This window comes from Thalassospira sp. MBR-102 (assembly GCF_040549275.1).
In the GTDB taxonomy this organism is placed as follows: Bacteria; Pseudomonadota; Alphaproteobacteria; order Rhodospirillales; family Thalassospiraceae; genus Thalassospira; species Thalassospira xiamenensis.
This window is the reverse complement of sequence record NZ_JBEPTC010000014.1, coordinates 119,379-145,901: the sequence shown is the minus strand read 5'-3', so window position 1 is coordinate 145,901 and position 26,523 is coordinate 119,379. Positions and strand designations below refer to the sequence as shown.

4 protein-coding genes are annotated in these 26,523 nt (G+C 57.8%); 3 read left to right on the top strand and 1 reads right to left on the bottom strand.

From position 1 onward, the window contains the following. The first annotated feature begins 239 nt into the window (after positions 1-239). Genes ABIE64_RS19950 through ABIE64_RS19940 form a run of 3 tightly spaced genes read left to right on the top strand, consistent with a single transcriptional unit; the run spans position 240 to position 25,737 of the window. Positions 240-6,647, top strand: coding sequence for a hybrid non-ribosomal peptide synthetase/type I polyketide synthase (locus ABIE64_RS19950; protein WP_354378370.1), 6,408 nt, complete (start codon positions 240-242; stop codon positions 6,645-6,647). Beyond that, the gene (locus ABIE64_RS19945) at positions 6,647-22,216 is read left to right on the top strand and encodes a non-ribosomal peptide synthetase (RefSeq protein WP_354378369.1); all 15,570 of its coding nucleotides are present in this window, start codon (positions 6,647-6,649) and stop codon (positions 22,214-22,216) included. The genes ABIE64_RS19950 and ABIE64_RS19945 overlap by 1 nt, the downstream gene beginning before the upstream one ends. Beyond that, positions 22,216-25,737, top strand: coding sequence for an alpha/beta fold hydrolase (locus tag ABIE64_RS19940; RefSeq protein WP_354378368.1), 3,522 nt, complete (start codon positions 22,216-22,218; stop codon positions 25,735-25,737). Before ABIE64_RS19945 ends, ABIE64_RS19940 begins: the two co-directional genes overlap by 1 nt. Here the strand turns inward: ABIE64_RS19940 and ABIE64_RS19935 are convergent. Then, a complete protein-coding gene (locus ABIE64_RS19935) occupies positions 25,734-26,507 on the bottom strand; it encodes a 4'-phosphopantetheinyl transferase family protein (RefSeq protein WP_354378367.1) in 774 nt (257 codons plus the stop codon). The genes ABIE64_RS19940 and ABIE64_RS19935 overlap by 4 nt on opposite strands. Positions 26,508-26,523: the final 16 nt, after the last annotated feature.

Here is a 26,523-nt window from a genome sequence, read left to right as displayed (position 1 = left end):
AAAAGCGAGAAACAACAAGCTGTTCAGGCACCTTAACTGATCACCTTTGATTGTATTTTCACGGACTTAACTTATAATTCTTCGCTACGACCACTTGCATTCAGGATGTATTCCCGGGCATATTCTTTCGGATATGGTTGGGGATGAGCCATGTGGTCGGGGTCACACAAAAAGCCTGTTGAACAGGATTTCAAAAACCGCTTGCTGCATGGCGCAATCAACGTTTGAAAGGTCAGACGTTGCAGAAGCGCACAAACACGTTTGCGCCGGGGACAGAACGGCAGGGAAAACCGCTTACAACGCCGCAGTCGAGCATATGGCTTGACTGGGCCGAGGGCAACGATTGCGCAAATTACAATATTTGCAGCGTCATCCGGTTCGAGGGCGATCTTGATATTCCAGCCCTTTACAAGGCCATTGTCCAAACCGATCAGGAAAATGACGCCCTGCGTCTGCGCTTTGCATCAGAAGGCGGCAAACCGTTTCAGACCTTTGCCGATGACTGCCGCGAAACCGATTTCAGCGTCATCGATCTAAGTTTTACCGATGATCCGGTTCTGATCGCCAATAACGAAGTCGAAGAAATCCGCCGACGGCCACTTGACCCGGAAAACGGATATCATTGCCGCCATCGCCTGTTGCAACTGGGCACGGGACGTTACTGGTGGGTTCGGGTTTATCATCATCTGGTCTGTGACGGATATGCCGGGCATTTGATGGCGCAACGCGCGGCGGAAATTTACAGCGCACTTAAAACCGGTTCTGCCGTCCGCGAAAGCACATTCGGGTCCTATGGCGACTTTATCGCAGCTGACGCGACCTATCCCGAAACACCGGCCTATCAACGTGACCTTGCCTATTGGCAGGAACGCCTGCAAAACGATCACGCGATCACGCGGTTTTCATCGGACAAACCATCCGGAAAATTGGTTCAGGCCCGGCTGGAACAGACGCTGGATGGGCACGACCTTTCCAGACTGATACACACGGCCAAAGCCTGTGGCACATCGCCCACCGCGATTGTCATGGCCGCCTATTTTATCCTGCTGGGTCAGGTTACCCATATCAAACAACCGACCGTCACAATGCCGCTTCTGAACCGGATGGGACGGACTGAACGCCAGACACCGGGTGCCTTTTCCTATATCGTACCCTTCGATGCCGATTTGGGTAAACACACACGCTTTTCGGAACTGGCCCGCGATATCTTTGCCCGGGCACGTCGCGATGTCCGTCATATGCGCCTTGGCGCGCCGCGCATGCGTGCAGCACGTCTGGGTGCCCGGGGTCTTTCGGGCGGCGGTGCCTTTTTCAACAGTCTGGACGGCGCAGAACCCTTATACTTTGCCGGGCTGGATACACGCCGGGTCAATATCTATAACGGGCCAGTCACCGATCTTGGCCTGATCTATATGATGCAGGCCATAAGCCCAGGCCGGCAGGAAGCCGAAATCATCTGGCAATATGACACCGCTTGCCACGAAGTTAAATCCGTTACGCGCATCGCCGAACGTTTCCGTTATTTCCTGTCCCGCGCACTGGACGACCCGGAACAGGATATCGCGGCCATCGCCGCACCGCCGATGAACGAGCTTGCCATTATCCGCACGCTTGAAACCGGCCCGACATTCACAAGGCCGGCTCCGGGACGGCTCATTCCCGAACGCATCGATCATGCCATTGCATCACGCCCCGGCGATGTCGCCCTGATCACCGAAGATGATCACGAAGTCACGTTTGCAACGCTGGGCCATATGGCCAATGCCGTCGCCCACCACCTGAAACAATGCGGCATTGCACCGGGCGATTTTGTCGGGATGAACATTTCCCCCAGTGCGCAGCAAACGGCCGCTGTGATCGGTATCCTGAAATGCGGGGCAACCTGTGTGCAGCTTGATCCGTTGCAACCTATCGCGCGCAATGCGTCGATGACCCGCCATCTTGATTGCCGTCTGGTTCTGAGTGACAACACCGACACATGGCACAAAATCGGCGACACCTCCATCACGGTAAACGATATCAATGCCGTAACCGGCATTGACGGCAGCATCACCTTTGAAAATATCCATGCCGATATTTGTGGCGACGATATTGCCTTTGTCTTCCATACATCGGGTTCGACCGGGCAGCCAAAACCGGTTCCCGTTCATCACCAATCCCTTGCCGATAAAATCGACGTCGCCATTGCGCAATTCGGTATCGGATCACATGAAAACGGCAACCCTGAAATAATGGGTCTTTTCCCGTCGCTCGGATTTGATCCCTGGATGCTGCAATTCTGCGTCGGGCTGATCCGTGGCCATCGCATGTGGCTGATGACCCACGCGATACTCAGTGACGGGCATAAATTCTGGAACGGTGTGGCACGACATCATGTCACCCACATCATGTCGGTCCCGTCATTTTATGAAAGCGTGATTGATGCCGTTCCGGCAGATGGCGCTTTCAAATTGCGCCGTCTGATCACGGGCGGCGAAATCATGCAGCCAACACTCGTCCGCAGGCTTTATTCCGCGTTCGAAACCGTCGATATCTGGAACTGCTATGGCCCGACCGAGGCGACAATTCATGCCGCCGTGCATCTGATACCAAGGGACACCCAAACCAAAAGCATCCCGCTCGGCCGCGTCGACAAGGGTGGCTTTGTCCGGATACTTGACGAAGACGGAAAACGGGTACCACTTGGCGTCCCGGGCGAGATTTACCTTGGCGGCGCAGGACTTAACCGCGGCTATATCAATATGCCTGACGTGACGGAGGAAAAATTCGTCACGGATCCGACGGGCGAGACCGATGAAACCTTTTATCGCACTGGTGATCTGGTTTCCTGGGGCGAAGACGGGTTGCTTTATTTTCACGGGCGCACGGACGAACAGGTCAAAATTCGCGGGCAACGCATCGAAATCGGGGAAATCGAATACCAGCTTTCGCGCGTGTCCGGCGTCGGACGGGCTGCGGTATTGCATGTCAAAACCAATCATGGTGGCGAACTGATCGGTTATCTTCTATCCAACGCAAGCCCGTCGAAACGCCCGGACGCAGCAACCGTGCGCGCAGAACTGGCGCGCCACCTGTCCGATGCGGCCGTTCCGACCCGCATTGAATGGGTGGAAACGCTACCCCTCTTGCCGTCGGGCAAAATCGACCGCAAGGCACTTGCCGAATTCGCCCAAAACCCGGATGGCAAACAGCCTGTTGCGTCCAAAGCATCGCCCCCTGCATCCAGCAAACCCGATCAGGCGCGCATCCATCAACTGGCCGGTAAAATTGCCAGGATATGGATGGAGCTGATCGAAACAGACGAAATTGAATTTGACACCAACCTGTTTGAAGCTGGCGCCCATTCATTGCTGGTACCGCGCGCCCAGTTTGCCCTGTCAAAACTCGCCGGGCGCAACATTGCATCGGTGGAAATATTCCAGCACCCGACCATCAATTCCTTCGCACGTCACCTTTGTGCGGATGATCAACATGCCCCCGAAACCCCACAAGCCGAACCGGTAAAGCCCCAACGCAATGTGTCTGAAAATCACGACATTGCGATTATTGGCATGGCGATGCGCCTGCCCGGCGCGAATGACCGCGACGCATTCTGGTCGATGCTTGAAAACGGTATCGATCAGATAAAGGACGTCGATATTTCCCGCCTGCGCGCAATGGGCGGCGATCCGTCGGCGCTCGAAGACGCCGATTTCATCGCCCGCCATGGGATTCTTGACGATCTCGATATGTTCGATCCCACACCGTTTGCCATGACCGCGGGCGAAACCATCGAAACCGATCCGCAACAACGCCTGCTGCTTGAAGTCGCCCTTAGCGCTCTGGAAGACGGATCTTGCGATCCGGCGCGTGACGGCCCGGTCGGTGCCTATGTCGGCGTCGGTTTCCCGACCTATCTGATCGACAGCCTGCGTGATCGCCTGCGTGCCCGCCCCGATGCGATCCGGTATGGCATGACACTCGGCAATGACAAGGATTTTGCCGCCACACGGCTTGCCTACAAGCTGAACCTGACTGGCCCCGCCATCGCATCCTCGACCGCGTGTTCGACCGGGCTTGTCAATCTTGCCCTGGCAGTCAATGCGTTGCGATCCGGTCAATGCCGCGTCGCCCTTGCCGGTGGGGCGGCCCTTGGGCTTAGCCCGGCTGGCGGATATTATTTCACGCAGGGCGGGATCGGATCACGAAGCGGCGTTTGCCGCCCGTTTGACAGCAAGGCAGACGGCGTTGTCGGCGGCAGCGGTGCGGCCATTGTCCTTTTGAAACGCCTTGATGATGCCATTGCCGACAGGGACACCATCCATGCGGTGATCAAGGGTGTCGGCATCAACAATGACGGTTCAGCAAAGGCCGCCTTCACCGCGCCTTCTGTCGATGGTCAGGCAAAGGCCATTCAAACGGCCCTTGACGATGCCCAGATCAATCCATCCACCATCTGCTTTGTCGAAGGCCACGGAACCGCAACAGCCCTTGGCGACCCGATAGAGATCGCCGCACTGAACAAGGTTTATGCAAAAGCCGATACAACGCCAACGCATCCAAAGTGGCTTGGCTCGGTCAAGGGCAATATTGGCCATCTGGACAGTGCCGCCGGAATGGCCGGGCTGATCAAGGCCGTATTGGCAATCCGCCATCGGGTATTTCCGCCGACCTGCCATTTCAATCAACCGAATGAAAATCTTGGTCTGGATCAGGGACCATTTCAAATAAACAACACTGCTCAACCATTATCGAATAATGATGATGAACCGCTGCGCGCGGGCATCAGCAGCTTCGGGGTTGGCGGCACCAATGCGCATGTGATTATCGAAGAAGCCCCCCGTTTCGATGAACCGGCATCACGCCAGACACAAAACGATATTCCCCGTATCCTGCCCTTCTCGGCGGCAAGCGAACCCGCCTTGCAAAAACTTCTGGAAAACACCGCAAGCTGGCTTGACCGCAACGGATCAGACATTGCGATATCCGATGTCGCAAACAGCCTGTCACGGCGTCACGCCTATCGTTTCAGGGCCGCCATCGTTGCCACGAACATCAAGGCTGCGGTTTCAGCCCTGACCCATCCGAAATCGACCGCCCGCCATCAGGCCGTTGCCCAACGCAATGTCCCTTCCATCGCCTTCCTGTTCCCCGGTCAGGGATCGCAACGACCGGGCATGGCAAAAGGCCTTTATGAAGTGGATCAAACATCGGCAAAGATCATCCGCGATGCCTGCAAGCATGTGGCACAGACGGGCGGCCCCGATGATCTTTTTGAATTGCTGACCGTTCCCGATGAAAGCCCGGCAACATCAAGCCGCATGGCACGCACCGAAATCGCCCAGCCCGCCCTATTTATTTATGAATATGCGCTGGCAAACTGGCTGATCGAAAACGGCATTTTACCCGCCGCACTGGCCGGGCACAGCATTGGCGAATATGTCGCGGCCTGCATTGGCGGGGTCATGTCCTTTGAAGATGCGCTTCGCCTTGTGGTGATGCGCGGTCGCCTGATGGGGCAGACCGAACCGGGATCAATGTTTGCCCTGTCCATGACCGAGGCCGAAGTCGGTGATCTTCTGTCGGCCTTTGGCCCCGATCTGTCGATGGCTGCAATCAACGGCCCGCGTCAATGCGTGGTGGCGGGCAGCACCGAATGCATTGATGCGCTTGAAGAACACATCAAATCACAGGGTAAATCCGGGCGCCGGCTTGTGGTCTCGCATGCCTTCCATTCACGGATGATGGAACCGGTTCTGAATGAATTCCGCCATGTCGTCGCCAAAATCCGGTTAAACGCGCCAACCCTTCCGATCCAGTCCAACCTGACTGGCAACTGGCTGACACCCGAAGACGCCACCAATCCCGATTACTGGGTTCAACATCTGCGCAATGCGGTGCGCTTTGCCGATAACATCAAGGGACTTCTGGCCGAAATGCCCGAAACGATCATGGTCGAATGCGGCTTTGGCAACACGGCAAGCCGCCTTGCCATTGTCAATGGCACAGCGACCGGCAACAGCATTGCCCTGCAACCTGCCCCCGGCCCCGATGCCGCCCGAAAAACGGATGCCGCAATCACCGGGTCAAACGCACTGGCCGATGCGATTGCCCGGCTTTGGGTTATGGGAACATCGCCCGATTGGGACAGGGTCAACCAAACCCGTGATGCCCATCGCATTCCGTTGCCGACCTACGCCTTTGACCGACGCCGCTTCTGGCCGGAGAAGGCAACCACCGTGAACGCCGATCCCAAATCTATCGCCGTTGCCGCTGCCCCGGTGGAGGCCACATTGCCCCCGGCACAAAACCCGGCACAAAATACGTCCGATGCCCAAACCGAAACACAAGCGCAATCCGCCATTCTTGCCGTCTGGCGCGATATGTTTGGCGATCCGGCAATCGGCCCCGATGATGATTTCTTTGAACTTGGCGGGGACTCCTTATTCGCCGTACGGATCGCAACACGGCTTTCCGAAGTCCTGACTGCCGAAATTCCCGCCGCCGTAATGTTCGAAGGCCGCACCGTTTCAGGTGTTGCCAACCTGCTTGCATCCTTTGAGACAAACAGCCCGCCGACCAATGCCCGATCCGCGCCAACAGCAACGGCAACAGCAAAACCGGCCACAACAGCCCCCCGCCCGTCACGTGAACAGGGAGTTCTGTGATGAATACCGATCAGCTGTCACGCCGCACACAAACCGCGCGCAACCTGCTCGACAAACTCCGTCAGCGCGACATTGTGCTAAGCCTGCATGCCAACGGGCACGATCTTTGTTTTGATGCACCGACCGGTGCATTTGATGATGCCCTGAAATCCGAAACCCGTGACCTGAAGGCCGAAATCCTAAGCTTGCTGCGTGAACCTTCCGATGCCGAAAGTCATGACACCAAAGCAGGTCCGATCCTCAAATTCTTCCCGGCCCATCCCGCCATCGAAGGCCAATGGATTGCAAGACGTGACCAACCGGCAAGTGCAAATTACCATATCGTTACAGGCATCACCCTTCCCAAAGGAACCGGTTTCAATGCGGTCCGCGATGCGATTGCCGCCATCGTCAAACGCCATGATGCCCTCCGGTCCACCTTTGTCGAACAGGACGGGCAGCTGATCCAGCGCGTGCATGCCGATATGCCGGTCACTGTGCGCAAAATCGACACCACCCGAGAAATCCGCCATGATCTTTTTGATCTCGCGACGGGTCCTCTGGCCCGGTTTGGCTATATCGAACATGACGACGGAAAAGCCCCACAACTGGCCATGGCGATCGATCATCTGTGCTTTGATGGCCAATCGATCATGTTGCTGCAAAAAGAGCTTCTTGCCATACTTGCCGGAAACACGCCCGGAAACATCCCTGATATCGAAAAACTTGTGCGCAATGCACATCGCAATCTGGATCGGGAACGCGGCGAAATCGCGCGGAAATTCTGGTCGGCACGAACCGATAAACTGTTATCTGCCGGGCTGCCTGACGACCCGGCAGCAGAACGGAATGGCGACGGCAAACGCCTTCTGATCAAACTGACCGGCAAAGACGCCGAGGCTTTCGCAAAGCTTGCCAGCCATACCCGCAAAACAACCCAGACCACTCTCTGGGCCGCCCTGACCATCGCTGTGATCGCGCGGCACAAGGAAAACGCCACAGCCGTGATCGGGCTGCCTTTTGCCGGTCGCAGGGACAAGGAAACCATGCAGTCGATGGGCTGCTTTGTGAATGTCCTGCCCGTCGCGATCAAACCGGATATGGCAGATAATCTTGATGCCCTGACCAGACAGGTCGGGCACGAAGTTCTTTCCATGCTTGACGTGCAGGATTACCCCCTGTCGCGCCTGATGCATGATCTGACACAGGCGGCACAGGGCCCGACCGGCCTGCCATTCGATGCCGTCCATGTGATGGAATCCAGCGACAGCCCCTTCGTGATCGAAGATCTCGACTTCGGGGCGGGCAAATTCCCCCTGATGGTCGGCATGATGAAAAACGGCCCGGAAACATCTCTGGCTGTCGAATATCAAAGCCACGTCTTTGGCGAAGCATGGATCGAACGTTTTGCCAAACGTTTCCTGACCTTTGCGCGTGCGCTTGCCAAAAACCCGGAAATGCCGCTTGGCCTTGTTGATCTGCTGCCTGACGACGAACATGATCACCTGACCGTAGCACTTAACGATACCGCATCGGATTACCCGCGCGACTGCGGCCTTGGCGAATTACTCGCCCGTCAGGTCACCAACCCGGCCAACGCGGATAAAATTGCCCTGCAGGATCGCGACCGAAAAATCACCTATCGCACGTTGGGGCAACACGTTTCCGCCGTTTCTGCCGGTCTTGATGCCCTTGATGTTGCCCCCGGGTCGATTGTCGCCCTTGCCGCTGATCGTACCCTTGATGCGATTATCACGATACTTGGTATCGCATGGCATGGTGCGGCCTATCTGCCAATTGACAAATCTCTGCCTGCCGATGCCATTGCCGCCCTGATGGCAGAATGCGGTGCCCGTACTTTGCTGTGTGACAACGCCGAATTTGAACGCCTGTCGGGCCTGTCCGATCGCGTTCGTATTGCGCAACTGCCCGACGCCAACGCAACATCGGATGCGACCTTCGCCAAACGTACCGGCGATGATCTGGCTTATGTCATGTTCACGTCCGGCTCCACCGGTGCGCCCAAGGGGGTGCTGATCCCCAACCGGGCTGTTGCACGACTGGTGTTGAACAATCGGGCGCTTGCGTTTGATGAAACCGATGTGATGGCACAGGCCGCATCACTTGGCTTTGATGCCGCAACCCTTGAAATCTGGGCACCGCTTCTGAATGGCGGCAAACTGGTTCTGATCGATAACGAAACCCTGTTTGATCCAACCGCCCTTCGCAATGCCCTTAAAGGTGCCGGTGTGACCACCATGTGGCTGACCGCAAGCCTGTTTAACCGTATCGCCGATGACGCGCCAGGTTGCTTTTCCCCGCTCAAACGATTGCTTTCCGGGGGGGAGGCACTAAGCCCCCCTCACCTGCAAAAAGTCATGGCCGCCTGCCCGGACCTTACCCTGATCAACGGCTATGGCCCGACGGAAAACACGACCTTTACCTGTATCCATCCGATCACGCCACATGATGTAAATTCGGCAACCATCCCGATTGGCCGGCCGATTGGCAATACGCGCACCTATATTCTTGATACTGGCGGGCAACCGGTTCCGACCGGGGTCTGGGGTGAACTTTACGCCGCGGGCGACGGGCTGGCTCTGGGATATTCCGGCGCGCCCGAACGCACAGCCAAGGCATTCGTCACGTTCGATCATTTACCCGAAACCCGCCTTTACAAAACCGGCGACCGCGCGCGTTGGCGCTCAGATGGTGTGATTGAATTTGGCGGCCGCGGTGACGGGCAGGTCAAAATTCGCGGACACCGGATTGAAACCGCCGCCATTGAAAAACGACTGAGCCAGATTGACGGCATCCGCAATGCCTGCGTGATGCCGGTTGGCGTCGGTGCCGATGCCTTCCTTGGGGCCGCCATCGCCGCCGATCAGGATAACAGCAATGTCTGGATGCAGATCCTTGGCCGCAATCTGCCCGATTACATGATCCCCGAACGGTTTGTGGTGCTGGATCATCTGCCGGTCAATGTGAATGGCAAGGTAGATCGCAAACAGCTCCTTGGTGCCCTGGCCAATACGGCACCGCTTGCTCCCCAAACCGGCAACGCCGCCACCAGCAACGAACTGGAACAGATCGTTTCCGAACAATTCAGGACCCTGTTTGGCAACCGGGACATTACCGCATCGTCGGATTTCTTTGCCTTGGGCGGGCACAGCCTTGTCGCCATGCGCCTTGCCGGATTGCTCGAAAAATCCACCGGCGTCCGCCCGAAACTTCAGGATATCTTTGTCGCCCGAACAGTCGGCGGGATCGCAACCCTGCTTGCCAACCATAAACAGAATGGCAAACAATTCCTGATTCCAAAGGCAGATGGCCCGAAATTCCCGCTTTCAAGCGGACAGGCCCGCCTTTGGGTTCTGCAACGCATGCAGCCCGACATGGCGGTCTATTCCGTCCCGGCCGCGTTTGAAATCAATGGCCCGATTGATGCCGATGCCTTGCAGACCGCCCTTCATAAACTTGAAGAACGGCAACATGCGCTGCGCCTGCGTTTCAAATCCGATCCCCATCATCCTGATGGCGTCAGCCAGTATCTGGCACCGGTCGGTTCATTGAAACTTGGTCGCCATCAAATGGACGAAGGTCCCGCTCGCCTGTTCATCGCACGCGAAACTGTCCGTCCGTTCGACCTTGAAAACAAGCCATTGGCACGGGCCGATCTGATCACACTTGCCCCCGACCGTCACTGGATGCTGGTTTCCCTGCATCATGCGATTTGTGATGGCTGGTCGATGCCGACATTACTACGCGATCTTGCCGCCCTTTATGCCGCCGAAACCGGCGGCCCCGCCGCGCCCTTGCCGGAGCTCAACCGGCATTACGAGGATTTTGCAAGCTGGCAACATGGCTATTTAAGCTCGACCGGCGGCAAGGATCTATTGGCCCGCTGGAAAGAACGGCTGTTGCCCCTGCCTGAACCGCTGGCCTTGCCAACGGATCGCCGCCGTCCGAAGGCCCGCGGTTTTGCGGGCGATTTCCATGAAATTGCCTTTGGCGAGGACACCGCGCACCTGATTAATGACGCGGCGGATCGGCATGGCACAACCGCCTTTTCCATTCTGACCGCTTTGGTCCAAATCCTGATGTACCGCCAATGCGGGCAGACCGACATCCCGCTTGGCATGCTGGTGGCGGGCCGTGAACAGACCGCTCTTGATGATGTGGTCGGCTTCTTTGTCAACACCGTTGTCCTGCGTCAGAATGTCGATCCGAACGCCGGATTTGACGATCATCTGGCCCAAACCGGCAAAACCATCATCGATGCCCTGTCCGATCAGGCCGCCCCGTTCGAGGATGTTGTGGCCGCCGTCAATGCACCACGCGATCCTGCGCGCAATCCGCTATTTGATGTTCTGGTCGCCTGGCAGGACAGCATCCCCAACCTTGGAAAACTCGGCGATGCCGAACTCTCGCTGCTGAAAACAGAATTCCCGTTCTCGAAATTCGATCTTGCATTCTATTTCAGCAAACAGAACGACGCCCTGCTGTGTCAGATCGAATTTGATACCGACCTGTTTGACAAATCCACCATTCAGGCGATTTTCAACCGGCTTGAAATCCTTGCTGCTGCGGCCCTGTCCACGTCATCAAGCGCCAAAATCGCCGAATTGCCGATTTTGCCGGCCGACGAACGCGCCCGGATCGATCAATTCAATGCCACCGGTCTTGACCTTGCGATTGAACGCAGCATTTCCGAACCGTTCATCGATCAGGTCCGCGCCACGCCAAACGCACCGGCGGTTATCGGAACATCTGCAACGCTAAGTTATGAACAATTCGCCCGTCGTGCATCCGGGATTGCCGCAAAACTGCGTGCGGCATTGGTTGGTCCGGGTGATGTCATCGGCGTTGCCGTGCGTCGCTCAATCGATATGCTGGCCGCCATTCACGGGATTCTTCTATGCGGTGCGGCATATAGCCCCCTTGACCCCGATCATCCCGAACAGCGCCGCACGGATATGCTTGATGATCTTGGCTATCCGCGCGTCATCACCACCGCCGATCTGGCCGATCTGTTTGACGCCGATAAAGTCCTGATCATCGATGGCAGCGAAGATGCCGATATCCCTGATGCAATCAACGCACCCGATGACCTTGCCTATGTGCTGTTTACCTCCGGCTCGACCGGTCGCCCAAAGGGTGTCGAAATCGCCCATCGGGGTGTTCTGAACCGCATCCTCTGGATGCAGGACGCCTTCCCGATTGGCCCCGAAGACGTCATTTTGCAAAAAACCCCGATCACATTCGATGTGTCGGTCTGGGAACTGTTCTGGTGGTCATGGAAGGGCGCTCGCGTTGTTCTGCCTGATCCGGGTGTTGAACGCGATCCGCAACAACTTGCCCAGGCCATTCGCGATCATGGCGTCACCACCATGCATTTCGTGCCTTCGATGCTGGCAAGTTTCCTGTTCTCGGTCGAACACGGGCTGGTCGACATCGAACATCTTGGCAGCCTCAAACGCGTTTTCGCCAGTGGCGAGGCGCTCGACCCGGCACTGGTAAAGCGCTTCAACGATCTGTTGTTTGATCGCTTCGGAACCGAACTGCATAACCTTTACGGCCCGACCGAGGCGACGGTGGATGTCACCTGGCATGCCTGCTCGCCGCTTGAAAATCCCGATATCGTTCCGATTGGCAAACCGATTGCCAACACCACCATTCGCATCCTTGATGACAGGCTTGGCGACATGCCGATTGGCATTGCGGGTGAAATCGTGCTGGGTGGGCCGCAAATTGCACGCGGTTATCGCAACCGCCCGGAACTGACCGCTGAAAAATTCCCCGACGATCCCCGCAACCCGGGACATAAACTGTATCGCACCGGCGATCTGGGGCGTTTCCTTGCCGACGGATCGGTCGAATATCTTGGCCGGATCGATCATCAGGTCAAAATTCGCGGCTTCCGCATCGAATGCGGCGAAGTCGAAACCACGATTGAAAGCCACGATCTGGTTGAACGCGCCCTGGTCAAGGCGGTGCGGGTTGGCGAACTTGATGAATTGCATGCCTTTGTGCTGGGCGATGGCGACCTGACCATTGGTGTCCTGCGCGATCATCTGCGCACCCGCCTGCCCGAATATATGATCCCTGCGCGTTTCTTTGCCCTTGATCATCTCCCGCTTACCAGCAGCGGCAAGGTCGACCGAAAGACCCTTTCGGGCACACCGATGGCCGGTTCACCCAAAACCGCCAGCCGGAAATCAAAACCGGCTATCGCGGCAAAGCCCGACGCCGAAAATCATGATGTGGCAAATCTGGAACGCGTTCTGCAACGATTGTGGCAGGAAATCCTGCCCGGTGTGATGGCGGATCGCGAAGACGGTTTCTTTGATGTCGGCGGCAATTCGCTTTTGCTGCTGCGTCTGCATGAAAAAATCAATGCCCGCTGGCCCGGCAAGGTCAGCATTGCCGATCTGTTCGCCAGTGCCACCATCGCCCGCCAAGCTGAACTTCTGGCAGGGCTGGATCTCGCAACCGACGATCTTGCGTCGGCGCAGGGTGCCCGGCTTGCCACCGACGAACCGATTGCGGTGATCGGTATCGGACTTCAGCTTGCCGGGGCGGACGATATCGAAACATTCTGGGCCGATGTTGCTCGCGGGGCGGATCGCGTCCGTCCGCTTCCACCCGAACGCGATCATGAAACCCGCGACATGATGGCCGCCATTGGCCGTTCGGTTCCGGCCCGCTTCCGCGAAGCCGCCTATCTTGACCGCATCTTTGATTTCGATCCGGGCCGTTTCCGCATGGCACCCGCGGATGCCGCCCTGATTGACCCGGAACAACGCCTGTTTATCGAAACCGCCCTGATGGCGATGGAAAATGCCGGTTATGGCGGGCAGGCCCTGCGCGGTAAAAAGGTCGGCATTTTTGCCGGTGGCGGGGCAAACCCGGCATGGCGCGTTGCCATGGAACATGTCGCGCGTGACAAGGCCGAACAGGTCTTTGCCCTTAACGTGCCGTCAAACATGGTCACACGCCTGTCCTTCCTAAAGGACTGGCACGGCCCGGCAAGTATCGTCGATACCGCCTGCTCGTCATCCTTGGTCGCGGTTCATCAGGCCTGCCAGAATTTGCGCAGCGGCACATGCACCATCGCCCTTGCCGGTGGCGCAAAACTGATCCCCTGCCCGCCCGATGCGGACGGCGGCTTTACGATTGATTCTTCCACCGCCCGCACCCGCGCCTTTGACGACAGCGCCGATGGTACCGGCATGGGCGAAGGCAGCGTTGTCTTTGTCCTCAAACCGCTTGGCAACGCCATCGCCGATGGTGATCTCGTCCATGCCATCATCCGCGGCAGTGCCGTCAATCAGGATGGCGCCTCAAGCGGGGCCGCCGCCCCCAACCCGGCCATGCAGGCCGATGTCATCCGGCAGGCCGCGCAAACGGCGGACATCGAACTGGGTTCCATATCCTATATCGAAGCCCACGGTACCGGCACATCGCTTGGCGATCCGATTGAAATCGATGGCCTGACCCGTGCATTTGCCGGAAGCACGGATGAACATGGCTTTGCCCTGATCGGCTCGGCCAAGGGGAATTACGGCCATCTTGATGGGGCGGCGGGGGCCCTTGGCCTTGCGCGCGCCATCATAGTATTGCGCTTTGATCAGGCCCCGCCACAACCGTTCTTTGAAACCCCCAACAGCCGGATTGATTTCGCCCGGGCCCCGGTGCGCCCGACCAATCGCCTTGAACCCTTGGCAGATCGCGGCGCGCCAAAACGCGCCGGTGTCAGCTCCTTCGGGCTAAGCGGCATCAACGCCCATGTGATCCTTGAAGCCGCCCCGAAACGCAGTGCAAATCCACAGGATGGAACACAGGATGAAACCGCGCAAAACGGGACCTTCATCCTTGCGCTGTCTGCTGCCAACGAGGCGGCATTAACCGATTATGCAGCCAAACTGCATCGTGACATCGCCAGGGACACCACCCTTGATGTCCGTGACATCTGCCACACGCTTGCCACCGGGCGCGATCAGCTAAAGCATCGCTTCGCCGTTGCGGTGTCGGATCGCGACAGCGTTCTTAACGCTCTTGCCGGGTTGATCGCGGGTGACACGACACATTGCGCGGCCCCCAAACCTGCCACTGGGGCATCATCGGTTTCTGCGGTTTCGACCAATCCTGCCGATGCAACCGCCAACGCTCGTGAATGGCTGGCCGGTGCGAACCTGATCTGGCCCGACGACACGCGCGCGCGCCGCGTGTCCCTTCCCCATGCACCTTTTGCGAAAATCGTTTGCAAACCGGTCTTTGGCGACACCCGGGCCCCTGATACCACCATCATGACCGGCCCGGTCGAAACCGAAAGGGGCCGCTGCTTTGCCATTCCGGTCGCCTCCCCGTCCTTCTGGCCGACAAATGAACATCACCTGAACGGACAACCGACACTGGTCGGCATGGCGGTTCCCGCCATGATCGCAACAGCGGCCCGAAACGGGACAGGCGACCAAACCGTTCATATTTCCGACCTTAAATGGCAAAAGGCCCTTCTTCCCAATGCCCTGCCCGATGGTACGGCAACGCTGCTGCTTGGAAATGACGGTCATGTAGAACTGGGTGGCCGTCTGAAAAACGGCAAATGGTCAGTCTTTGCCACCGCGCGCTGGGCCAATGACGCGCTGGAAAAGAACCGGACAGACAATTCGCCGTCGCTTGATCATGTACGGGCAAAATGCACCTTGCAGGCCCATGTTCTGCCCCATGCCCCCCAGATCGGCCCGATTTCGATCAGCGACCGCTGGGATTGCCGGATGTCCATGCATTACAGCGCGGACGAAACCACGGCGATCACGCATCTGAAACTGAAACCGCAATATCATGCCGACCTGCGCGACTGGATCATTCATCCGGCCATGGCCGATATTGCATGCAGCATGATTCTGACGACCGAGGATAATGGCTCTCTCCCCGTCGGCATTGACGAAATCACGCTGCACGCCCCGTTTAGCGGCGATATCATTGTATGTGCCGAACGTCGTCACCCGGGCCAGGCCGACTTCACCTTCTTTGATGCCGACAGCCACAAACTGCTTCTGACCATACGCGGCATTCGTTTCTCGGGGGATGTTAACGGCAAAGCCGCATCCGCCATACCGGAACTGCTCGAAATTGACTGGTTGCCGGGCACGGTTGAAATGCAACCGGTTCCCGAAAACACCATCATGATTGCCGATGGCGATTTCTGGCCGATCCCGCCTGCATGTCAACGCGTCCATCCCGATATGCTCGGCAAGGATATGCTGGCAAAGGCACAAAACGTCATTCTGGCGTTGCAGCCGGGCGAAGACATCGCCCTTCGCACCGCCCGATGCCTGCGCGATATCCTGCGCTCGATGCGCGGACGGATGCGGCTTGTCGTTGCCGGAAGCGGTGCCTATCAGATCGACCGCGATACCGTTCCGGCCTCCCCGGATCAAAGTGCCGCTGCCGGTGTTGCCATCGCGGTGGCCGCCGAGGAACCGCGTCTTGCCCTTTCCTTTACTGATATCTCACCGTCTGATTTCATCGCGCATGTCGGTGGTGAACTGGCAGCCGATCATGGCCGCGATCCGGTTTCGGTTTATCGCAATCAGGTCCGTTATCGCCGCAAACTGCGCCCGATTTCAGGGCACGATAACCTGCCGCAACCCAACTGGCCCGATCATGGCGTCTGTGTCGTGACCGGCGGCACCGGTGGCTTTGCCATGGCCCTTGCCGATGAAATGGCTTTGGGCGGCAAAATCACGCTTGCCCTTCTTGCCCGTCGCGGTGAAGACGGTCTTGATGCCATTGCGCAGTCTAAACTGGCCGACCTGCGCGCCAAGGGTATTAAAGTATCAATCCACACCTGCGACGTTGCCGATAAAAACGCCCTGTCCGATACCCTTGCCACGATCCGAAATAGTCTTGGCCCGATCACCGCCATCGCGCACGCCGCCGGGCTTGCTGATGGCGGATTCCTTGCCGTGCGCGACATGGATGCGTTCGACGCCATCATGGCCGCCAAGATCAAGGGGGCCCGTCATCTTGACGTCCTGACCCTAAACGACCCCGTGCAGGCCTTTGTCATGTTCGGCAGCCTGACGGCCATCGTCGGTGTACCCGGTCAGGCGGCCTATAGTGCGGCCAACGCCTTCCTTGACGGTTTTGCCCGTTACCGCAGGTCACAGGGCCGCCCGGCACTGACCATCGACTGGTGTGCCCTTGCCGATCAGGGCATGGCGGCGCGCCACAATGTACCGCTTCAGGACGGGGCCGCCATCACCCCGCAACAGGCCCCGGTCTTCTGGCGCGATGCCATGTACAGCACGGCCGCGCAGCTTGTCGTGCTTGATCCGGCTCTTGCCGGTGAAACAGCCGCACAACCGGAAAAACCCGTGACCACACCGGCATCTGTATCCGTCACGGCACCGGATATCTCGCAAAAGATCGCGGCCATCTGGGCCGAAACACTCGGCTATGATGCCATCGCACCGGATGATGATTTCTTTGCTCTTGGCGGGGATTCCATCACCGGCATGCAGATCGTTGATCGCATCAATGCCGAACTGAACCTGTCGCTGGCGATTTCGGACCTGTTTGCCGCACCGACGGTATCCGTTCTGACGGCCCAATTCGCCCCGTCACCGGCGGGCGATGTCAACATACCTGAAATATCCGATCATCGTGACGCGATATCGGACGAAAAGGCCACTCCTGCGGAAAAAATTGCAAAAATCTGGGCCGAAATCCTTGGTTATGACACCATCGACCCGGACGAGGATTTCTATGCCCTGGGCGGCGATTCCATCACCGGCATGCAGATCGTTGATCGCATGAATGCCGAACTTGCCTGCAATATCGGTCTTGCCGATCTGTTTGAAACCCCGGCGATCACCGCGCTGGCCGCAAAAATATCGCCATCCGTTGAAACGGCGGAACTTCCCCAGTCATCGGCAAATCCCCCAGCCGAAGAAACATCTCTGCCATCGGCATCAAAACCCGTAAAGGCAGCAACAGAAACCGGGATCGAAACCGATCCGCGCCGCGCGCCTGAAATGGAATTCTATCCGCTGGCCCCCGAACAGGTTTCCGTGCTGCATGCCGAACATAGCGGCAATATGGGTACGGCCTTCAACCTGCCGCATGCCTTCATGCTTGATGACAGTATCGATCTTGATCGCCTGCGCGATGCCATCTCCCGCCTGACGGAACGCCACGAAATCCTGCGCACCCGGTTGATTGCCAATGGCGATGACTGGGCGATGAAAATTCTGCCACTTCATGACGCCCTGCCCGATCTGACGCCAATTGAACTTGCTGCTTCGCTATCGCTTGCAGATGTCGGCGCGGACCTTGTCATGCCGTTCGATCTGGCAACGGAAATCCCCGCACGCTGGCGTCTGATCTGCGCTGCCAACGGTCAAAAGGCACTGTTCTTTGATATCCATCACACGGTTTGCGATGGCTTTACCATTGAAATGCTGCTGGGGGATTTGCTGGCCCTTTATCGCGGGCAGGTCTTGGCACCACTCCCCTATCAGCTTCGCGATTACGCGTATTGGAGCCAGCAACCCGAAAGCCTCAAGCGGCTTGAAACGGCACGTGATTACTGGCTTTCCCTCTATCAGGGGCCGCTTCCGAAACTGGATCTGCCGTCTGATCGCAGACGCCCGGCCTTCCACAGCTTCAGGGGCGAAATCGTCGCGTTTGAAATTGATCCGGTCTTGCTGAAATCGGCACGGAAATTCGCATCAGATCAACGCGTCACCATGTTCTCGCTCATGATGGCGACGTGGTTTGCCGTGCTTGGCAGGATCACCGCAACCGACGATCTGGTGATAAGCGTCCCGGTCAACCAGCGCGACGGGACGGGTTTCCGCAATGTACCGGGCATGATGGTATCGCTTTTGCCGCTTCGCATGCAGATTGCCCATAATGAAACCTTCGCATCCCTACTGCACAAGGTGCAAAACCACCATATCGATGCGCTACGCCACCGGGCCTATTTCCTTGATCGGCTGCTCGATGATCTCTCGCCACCTGCCACCCCCGAACGCACCCTGCTGTCCGAAATATCCCTGTCTTACATGAACTATGCGCAGGGCGATTACGGACCGGATGATCAGGCCAAATCCATGCTCCCCATCGGCCTTGGCCGGCAGCAATGCAAAAACGATCTGGCGATCTTTGTCCGCGATCTGCCCGAACGAATGTCCATCTCGTTTGACTATTATGCCGATATGTTCGATCAGGCGCGCATGATCGAACTCGGTCACATCTTCACAAAAACCCTGCAAAAACTGGTTACGACGGAAACTACCGCGAAAACCATACCGATTGCCGATCTTGATCTTCTGCCCGATGATCAGAAAACAAATATCGAAATCTGGGAACAGGGTCCGCAACCGGAAACCAGCCTTGATGCGGACACGAATGCCGGGATCTTTGCGATATTCGCCAATCAGGCCTCCGTCACCCCCGATGCCCCTGCCATCCGCGATAACAACGGCACATGGACCTTTGAGGAACTGCATGCCGATGCGCGCGCCATTGCCCACCGCCTGCAAACCGCCGGGGTCAAACCGGGCGATCTGGTTGCGATGCATATTGAACGCGGTCGTCCGGCCATTGCGGCAATTCTTGGGATTACCGCCATCGGTGCGGGATATGTCCCGCTTGATCCGGCTTATCCGGCGGCGCGCAATCAATTCATCCTGTCAGACAGCCGCGCCAAACTGGTTCTGGTCGACGACATCGGATATGACGCGCTTGATGCCCTGTCCGAAACCGGCGGTCCATCCTCGCAACGGATCAATATCGCTGGCATTGCCCCGGCACCGGCGGACTTCACCCTGCCCGAATTGACCAACCCTGACAGTTTGCCTGCCTATATCATGTATACCTCGGGCTCGACCGGAACGCCCAAGGGGGTTCTGATCGAACAGGGGGCCGTGCGTCGGCTGGCATTTGGGGCGGATTACGCCAAAATCGTCGCTGGTGATGTTGTGGCACAGGCGGGGCCGCTGGCATTTGATGCCTCGACCTTTGAAATCTGGGCAACCTTGTTACGTGGGGCGGAAATCGCCGTAATTGACCGGAATGACCTGCTTGATCCGGCCAAATTCGGCGATGCTCTGTCGCAATTTGGTGTCACGAAAATGTTCATGAGTGTCGGCCTGTTCAACCGTCAGGTCGATCATGATCCCCGCACCCTTGCCGGACTTGATATCCTGATGATCGGCGGGGATGCCATCAGCAAACAGCATGTCAGAACCTTTATCGCCACCTGCCCCGATGTCACGGTTCTGAACGGCTATGGTCCGACCGAAAGCACCACCTTTGCCGTTGTCGGCCCGATCGCCGAAAATGATCTGTCGGGCGATACCGACGCCACCATCATCGGCAAACCGATCCCCTTCACCAAAACCCTGATCCTTGATCAGAACGGTCAACGCGCGCCCGTCGGCGTCTGGGGCGAATTGATGATTGGCGGGGCGCGGCTGGCGCGCGAATACTGGCAACGCCCCGACCTGACCCGCGAACGGTTCATCGCTGATCCCGATCACCCCCGCGAACGGCTCTATCACACCGGCGACCTTGCCCGCTGGACCCACGATGGCCGGATCGAATTTGGCGGCCGCCATGACAATCAGATCAAATTGCGCGGCTTCCGTATTGAACTGGATGAAATAGAACAGCAGCTTCAATCCGCACCCGGCATCAAAAATGCCGTTGCCCTGTTTGATGCCACCGCGCCTGACGGCGGTGTGATCATCGGCTGTATTCAGACGGCACAGGGGCAGGATATCGATTTCCCTGCCCTGATGACGTGGCTTGGCACACATCTGCCCGGCTACATGATCCCGGCGAAATGGCATATCGTCGATACCATCCCGATCACCGCCAATGGCAAGGTGGATCGCAAGACATTGCTCGAAACGGTGCGCACGCAATCAAGTGCGCTGGCCCTTGACGGCGGCACAGATACCCCGCCCGCCACCCCGGCCGAGGAACTGGTTGCCGATATCTTTACCGAGGTTTTCGCAAGCCCCATCCGTAACCGGCACGCAAGCTTCACCCAGCTTGGCGGTCACAGCCTGATGGCGATCCGGATCGTAAACCGCATTGCGGATCGGACCGGCAAACGCATCAGCATGGCCGACTTCTTTGCCGATCCGACGGTTGCGGGGCTGGCCCGCCATATCGAAAATGCCACCCTCGATATCGCCGCCACCGGCAATGGCCAAATCCCGCGCGCCCCGGCAATGGAACATTACCCGGCCAGCCACGCGCAAAAACGGCTTTATCTGCTCTCAAAGATGGACGGCAACAGCGGTGCCTATGGCATGCTTTATGTCTTCCGCTGCACCGGTGATTTGCGGGCCGATATCCTGCAATCCGCCCTGACCCGTCTGGTGGACCGTCATGAAACATTGCGCACGGGCTTTGCCGAACAGGACGGCACGATCACGCAGAAAATCCACGCCACCACGCCGCCTGCCGTCGCGTTTGATGATCTTTCCGGTCATGGCGATCCGGCCCGCGAAGCCCTTCGCCTGACACGGCTTGAAGCCGCAACACCGGTCATCCTTGACCAGCCGCCCCTGATCCGCGGGCGTGTGATCAAGGTGGCGGCAAATGAATGCCTGATGATCCTGATGACCCATCATATTGTCGGCGATGGCTGGTCTTCGCGCATCCTGATCAATGAACTTGGCGCGCTTTATGATGCCGTTCTTCATGAACGGAACGCTGCCCTGCCGCAACTTCCGATCACGTATAAGGATTTCGCCCATTGGCAATCCAAACAGAACTGGGCCGATGCGGCGGATTACTGGCGTCAACAGCTTGCCAATGCCCCGGAACAGATCAATCTGCCAACGGATCGCCCTGTGCCGGAAAAACAATCCTTCCGCGGCGCGCATGTGCATCTTGCCCTGCCCGATGATCTTTTATCGGGCCTGCATCGGCTTGCCAGCCTGAACAAAACAACCCTGTCATCGGTTGGTCTGTCGCTGTTTTCCGCCATGCTCTATCGCCTGACGCGCCAAACCGATATGGTCATCGGCATGGGGGTTGCCGGGCGCGAACGCATGGAAACCGAAGGCCTGATCGGCTTCTTCGTCAATGTCCTGCCGATCCGCATGCAGCTTGACGACGACACCGATCTTGGCGATCTGATCCGTACCACCCATATCAATATTGCCAATGCGCTGGACCGGCAGGATTTCCCGTTTGATGAACTGGTTCGCGCGGTTGCGCCAAAACGCAAATCCAACCGCCAGCCATTGGTCAATGTGGTGTTCGAATATCAGCGCTTCGAAGCCGTAAGCAACTTGGCACAAACCGACGGGACACAATCCGGCCTGCCGATGCTTGCCCCCGATGCCGACGGCATCCTGCCATCCAACATGGATGCCTTTGTCGATAACACGACGGCCAAACATGACATCATTCTGTTCCTGACCGAAGAAGCCGGTCAGGCACGCTTCACCCTTGAATATGATACCGATCTGTTCGATGCGGAAACCATGCAGCGCTGGTTGGCCTTCCTTGGCAAATTCGCCGCTGCTGCCGCACAAAATGCCCAAAGGGACGCATAATGAAAATCGCCGATTTCGATTTCGAAACCCTCGATACACCACCCGGGGCAGACAACCAACCCGATCACCAGCCATTGGCAACAACCGGCAGCATCACTGATCGGTTTGCGAAGATTGCCGCAGCTCATCCGCATCGCATCGCAACCCGCGATGAAACCGGCGAAATCAGCTATGCCGGACTGGACCGCCAAAGCAATCGTATCGCGCATTTCATTGCCGGACTTAACCTGCCCGTCGGCTCGCTTGTCGGTGTGATGACCGGGCGCAACCGCCATTACATCGCAGCAACCCTTGGCGTCCTGAAGGCAGGCCTCGCCTTTGTGCCGCTTGATCCGAATGTGCCGCTGATCCGCCGCACCACACTGGTCCGCAATGCAGCGCTACCGCTGATCATATCCGAAGGCGCTCATATCGGCGATCTGCACCAGTTGCAGTGGCGCTGCAAAACCGTCACCGATATTCTATGCCTTGACCATGACGATATCGATACCCTGACGGAAAATCACGGCTCCCTGATGTCGGTCGAACTGTGGGATCATCTGGCGGGTGACGATGCCGACAACATTCTGGCGGGTGGCTGGAAAAGTGCATTCACCGGGCAACCAATTGCACAAAGTGCCATGGATGCCTTCGGCGCAAATGCGCGGAACAAGGTCGCCGGTCTGGTATCGCGCGATGCCCGTGTGCTTGAAATCGGCTGTGCGTCCGGCTTCACCATGAAACACGTCGCTCCCGTGGTCGGCACCTATGTCGCGACCGATCTGTCGCGCCGCAACGTCGAACGGACCGAGGCCCTGGCGATCAATCTTGGCATGACCCATGTCATCGGTCGGCAGCTTGGCGCACATGATATCGATGTTTATGAACCGGGCTCGTTCGACCTGATCATTATGAACAGCGTCATCGAGAACTTCCCCGGCTACGGTTATCTGCGAACCGTCCTGGCAAAGGCAAAAACCCTGCTCGCCCCCGACGGGGCCATTTATCTTGGCAATGTCTGGGATGCGGATCGCCGCGATGATTACCTTGCCGATCTGGCGCAGTTTGCCCGTGACACGGCGGGCAAGGGCTACAACACCCGTCTCGATTTCCTCGAAGACCTGTTTGTTCCACAATGCTTCCTTGAAGACTGGGCACGCGAACAGGGCGGCTTTGCCGCCAAACGATCCGCAATCGATGCGGACGGGTTCGACCCGGCCCCCTACACATTCGATTTCGTCCTGACAACGGATGCGGCCCAACAGCCCGCCCCGTCGCAAAAACGACGCCACGATCTCGCCGTCCTGAATGCCGCAAGTGATGCGCACACTGCAAGCATCACCAGTGCAAACGATCTTGCATATGTCCTGTTCACCAGCGGCACCACCGGCACGCCCAAAGGTGTTCAGATCGAACATGGCTCGGTTGTAAACCTGGCCCAGTCGGTTCTTGATACGCAGTTAAAACAGATCGGTGCCGATGATCCGGACCGCGTCCTGAACCTGACCTGTATCGCGCCCTTTGCCTTTGACGGCTCCATCGTTCAGATTTTCGCCGCCATCCTGAACGGGCATTGCCTGAACATCACCGGATCGGCTACGCGAAGCGACCCCGAAGCCCTGCATAACCTGATGGTTGCCAACGCCATTGATCAGCTTGACGCAACGCCAAGCCTGTTTTCCCTGCTGCTCGACTACTGGGAAGAAAACAGGCTTTACTGCCCTGCAAGGATGGTGGTTCTGGGCGGCGAAGCCGTGTCCACCCGAATGGTCGAACGTTTCTTTGCCCTGCCCGGTCAGACCGACCGCAAACTGGTCAATGCCTATGGCCCGACAGAATGCTGCGTTTCATCGGCGCAATATGTAATAACCGCGCACAACCATAAACAGATTCTGCCGCCCCCCATCGGCAAGGCCATTCAGGGCGTTCATATTGAAATCTGCGACGATATGGGCCGTCCGTTACCCGATGGGGTTCCGGGCGAAATCCGCATTGGCGGTGCCGGTGTCGCGCGCGGCTATCTGAACGACCCCGCACTGACCGCACAGAAATTTGTCACCGATCCCAACGGCAAACGGTTCTATCGCAGCGGCGATATGGGCCGACGGCGCAGTGACGGTGAAATCATTTTCCTTGGCCGTGAAGACGGTCAGATCAAGGTCCGCGGCAACCGCATCGAACTGGGCGAAGTCGAACATGCCCTGCTCGCCCATCCCCATATCCGCCGTGCGGCCGTGGTGGCCCATGACCGCCACCAGAACGGCAATGTTGTCCTGGTCGCCTATGTCGTCACCGATGACGATGCCCATGCCGATTTCGATGTCGCGGCATGCCGGGCAAAACTTGAACAGGCCCTGCCGAACTATATGGTGCCCAACCACCTGATCACGATGGATGACCTGCCGCTGACCGTAAATGGCAAGATTGATCTTTCACGCCTTCCCATCCCCGAAAATACCGATCATGCCACAAGCACCACCGCAAAGCCGCTTGGCAGCGACCATGAACGCACCGTTGCCCGCCTGATGGGCGAAGTCCTTGACTGCACTGTCGATGACGCCACCGCCGATTTCTTTGAACTCGGCGGTCACAGCGTCCTTGCAGTTCAGTTCCTGTCAAAAATCAACAAGGTTACCAACGTCAAAATCCCGCTCGGTGATCTGTTTACCTGTGCCTCGGTCGAAAAACTCGCCGCGCGCATTTCCGAACGCGAAAACGAAAGCGACGCCAAAAGCCCGATTGTCACCGTCAATGCATCGGGCACCAAACCACCGATGATCTGCTTCCATCCGGTCGGCGGCAATGTGCTGTGCTATCAAAACCTTGCCCGTGAATTCGGCCCCGATCAGCCACTTTACATGGTCGAAGCCCAAGGCCTCGAAGAAGGCCAGAATTTGCAGCCAACGGTCGAGGAAATGGTGGCCGCCTACATGCCCGCCATCCGCGAAACCGTTCCCAACGGCCCGATTCATGTCATCGGATGGAGCTTCGGCGGATTGCTGGCGTTTGAGGCCGCCTTCCGCATGCAGCAGGCCGGCTTTGATGTACGCAATATCATCCTGCTCGATGCGATTGCCGTGCCCGATGCGGTCCGCGCCATCCTGCGCAAGGGCGAGGCAGAATATCTTGCCGATATCTTTGCCGAGCTCGGCCTTGTCACGGTTGACGAATTGCGTCCGTTAACGCCTGAGGAACGCATCGACCTGTTGCTCGAACGCGGCAAGAATTGCGACCTTCTGCCCGACGAGGCAGATCGCGGCACCATGCGCCGCCTGCTCGCCGTGTTCCAGAATAACGCACTCGCCGCCGTCCATTATGTCCCGCCAAAAATTGACGGGATTGATGTCCTGCTGCTGCGTCCGACAACCGGAACCCGCGCCGCACCCAGCATCGAAGGCGATCAATATAGCGGCTGGCAAAAGGTCGCGGGCGACAATCTGACCCTCGAATGGGTCAGCGGCACCCACGGATCGATGATGTTCGATCCCCATGTGATCGAAGTCGCCGAACGCATCCGCCTTCATATTGAAAAAAAGCTCTAACCCCAGAGCATGCTTGAGAGCAGGCTTGCCGGATCGAACTCCGTTTGATCCGGCAATGTCAGGCCAAGCCACCCCTGCGCACCGGGCCAGATGAGGGTGCGATACTGGCCGAAATTGGCATATCGCACCTCAAAACAGGCCCCCTTGCGATCAATTGATGACGGCGCGTAAAGTCCAAGCGGCGTCATCATCCCCGTGGTAATGGTCTTGGCCAGGCTTTCGCGCGCCACCCAAAGCAGGCAGGCCGCCCCGTGGTCGTCAAGATCATGGGCGCGGATCATGTCCCGCACGTCGGGGGCGATCCCGTCAAGAATTGCGGGCACATCCGTGATCGTCGGCAGATCGACATCAATGCCCAACGGATGGGCACGATGAAAAACAACGGCAACCGCAAACCGATCCGAATGCGACAGCGAAACCGACATGCCCTGCAAATCATCCCCGCCGCCAACAATGATCGGCTGATCAAAAACCCCCGATCCTATTTCAATCGATTGCGGATCAATCCCCGGAAAATACGCGCTCAACGCCGCCTTCGCCGCCAACCGTCCATGAATAAAACTTTTCCGGCGGCGATCATGCCGGAACCCCGCCAATCGGGTCTTTTCGGCGTCGTTCAACTGGCTTTCTGCCAGTGCGGTGCACCTGGCATCGTCAAGCCCCTCCAGATCAATAACCGCCAACACCGCGCGCAGGATATCGGACGGTGCAAATGTTCCCGTGCCTTTCGGGCGCTGGAACATAAGGCGATGGGTTGTGATCGGGAACATCCGGGTGGCCTTTTAT

What these genes read in the sequence shown, in the direction of transcription:
- ABIE64_RS19935 (WP_354378367.1), bottom strand. Translation starts at nt 26,507, where the DNA reads ATGTTCCCGATCACAACCCATCGCCTTATGTTCCAGCGCCCGAAAGGC.
- ABIE64_RS19940 (WP_354378368.1), top strand. Translation starts at nt 22,216, where the DNA reads ATGAAAATCGCCGATTTCGATTTCGAAACCCTCGATACACCACCCGGG.
- ABIE64_RS19945 (WP_354378369.1), top strand. Translation starts at nt 6,647, where the DNA reads ATGAATACCGATCAGCTGTCACGCCGCACACAAACCGCGCGCAACCTG.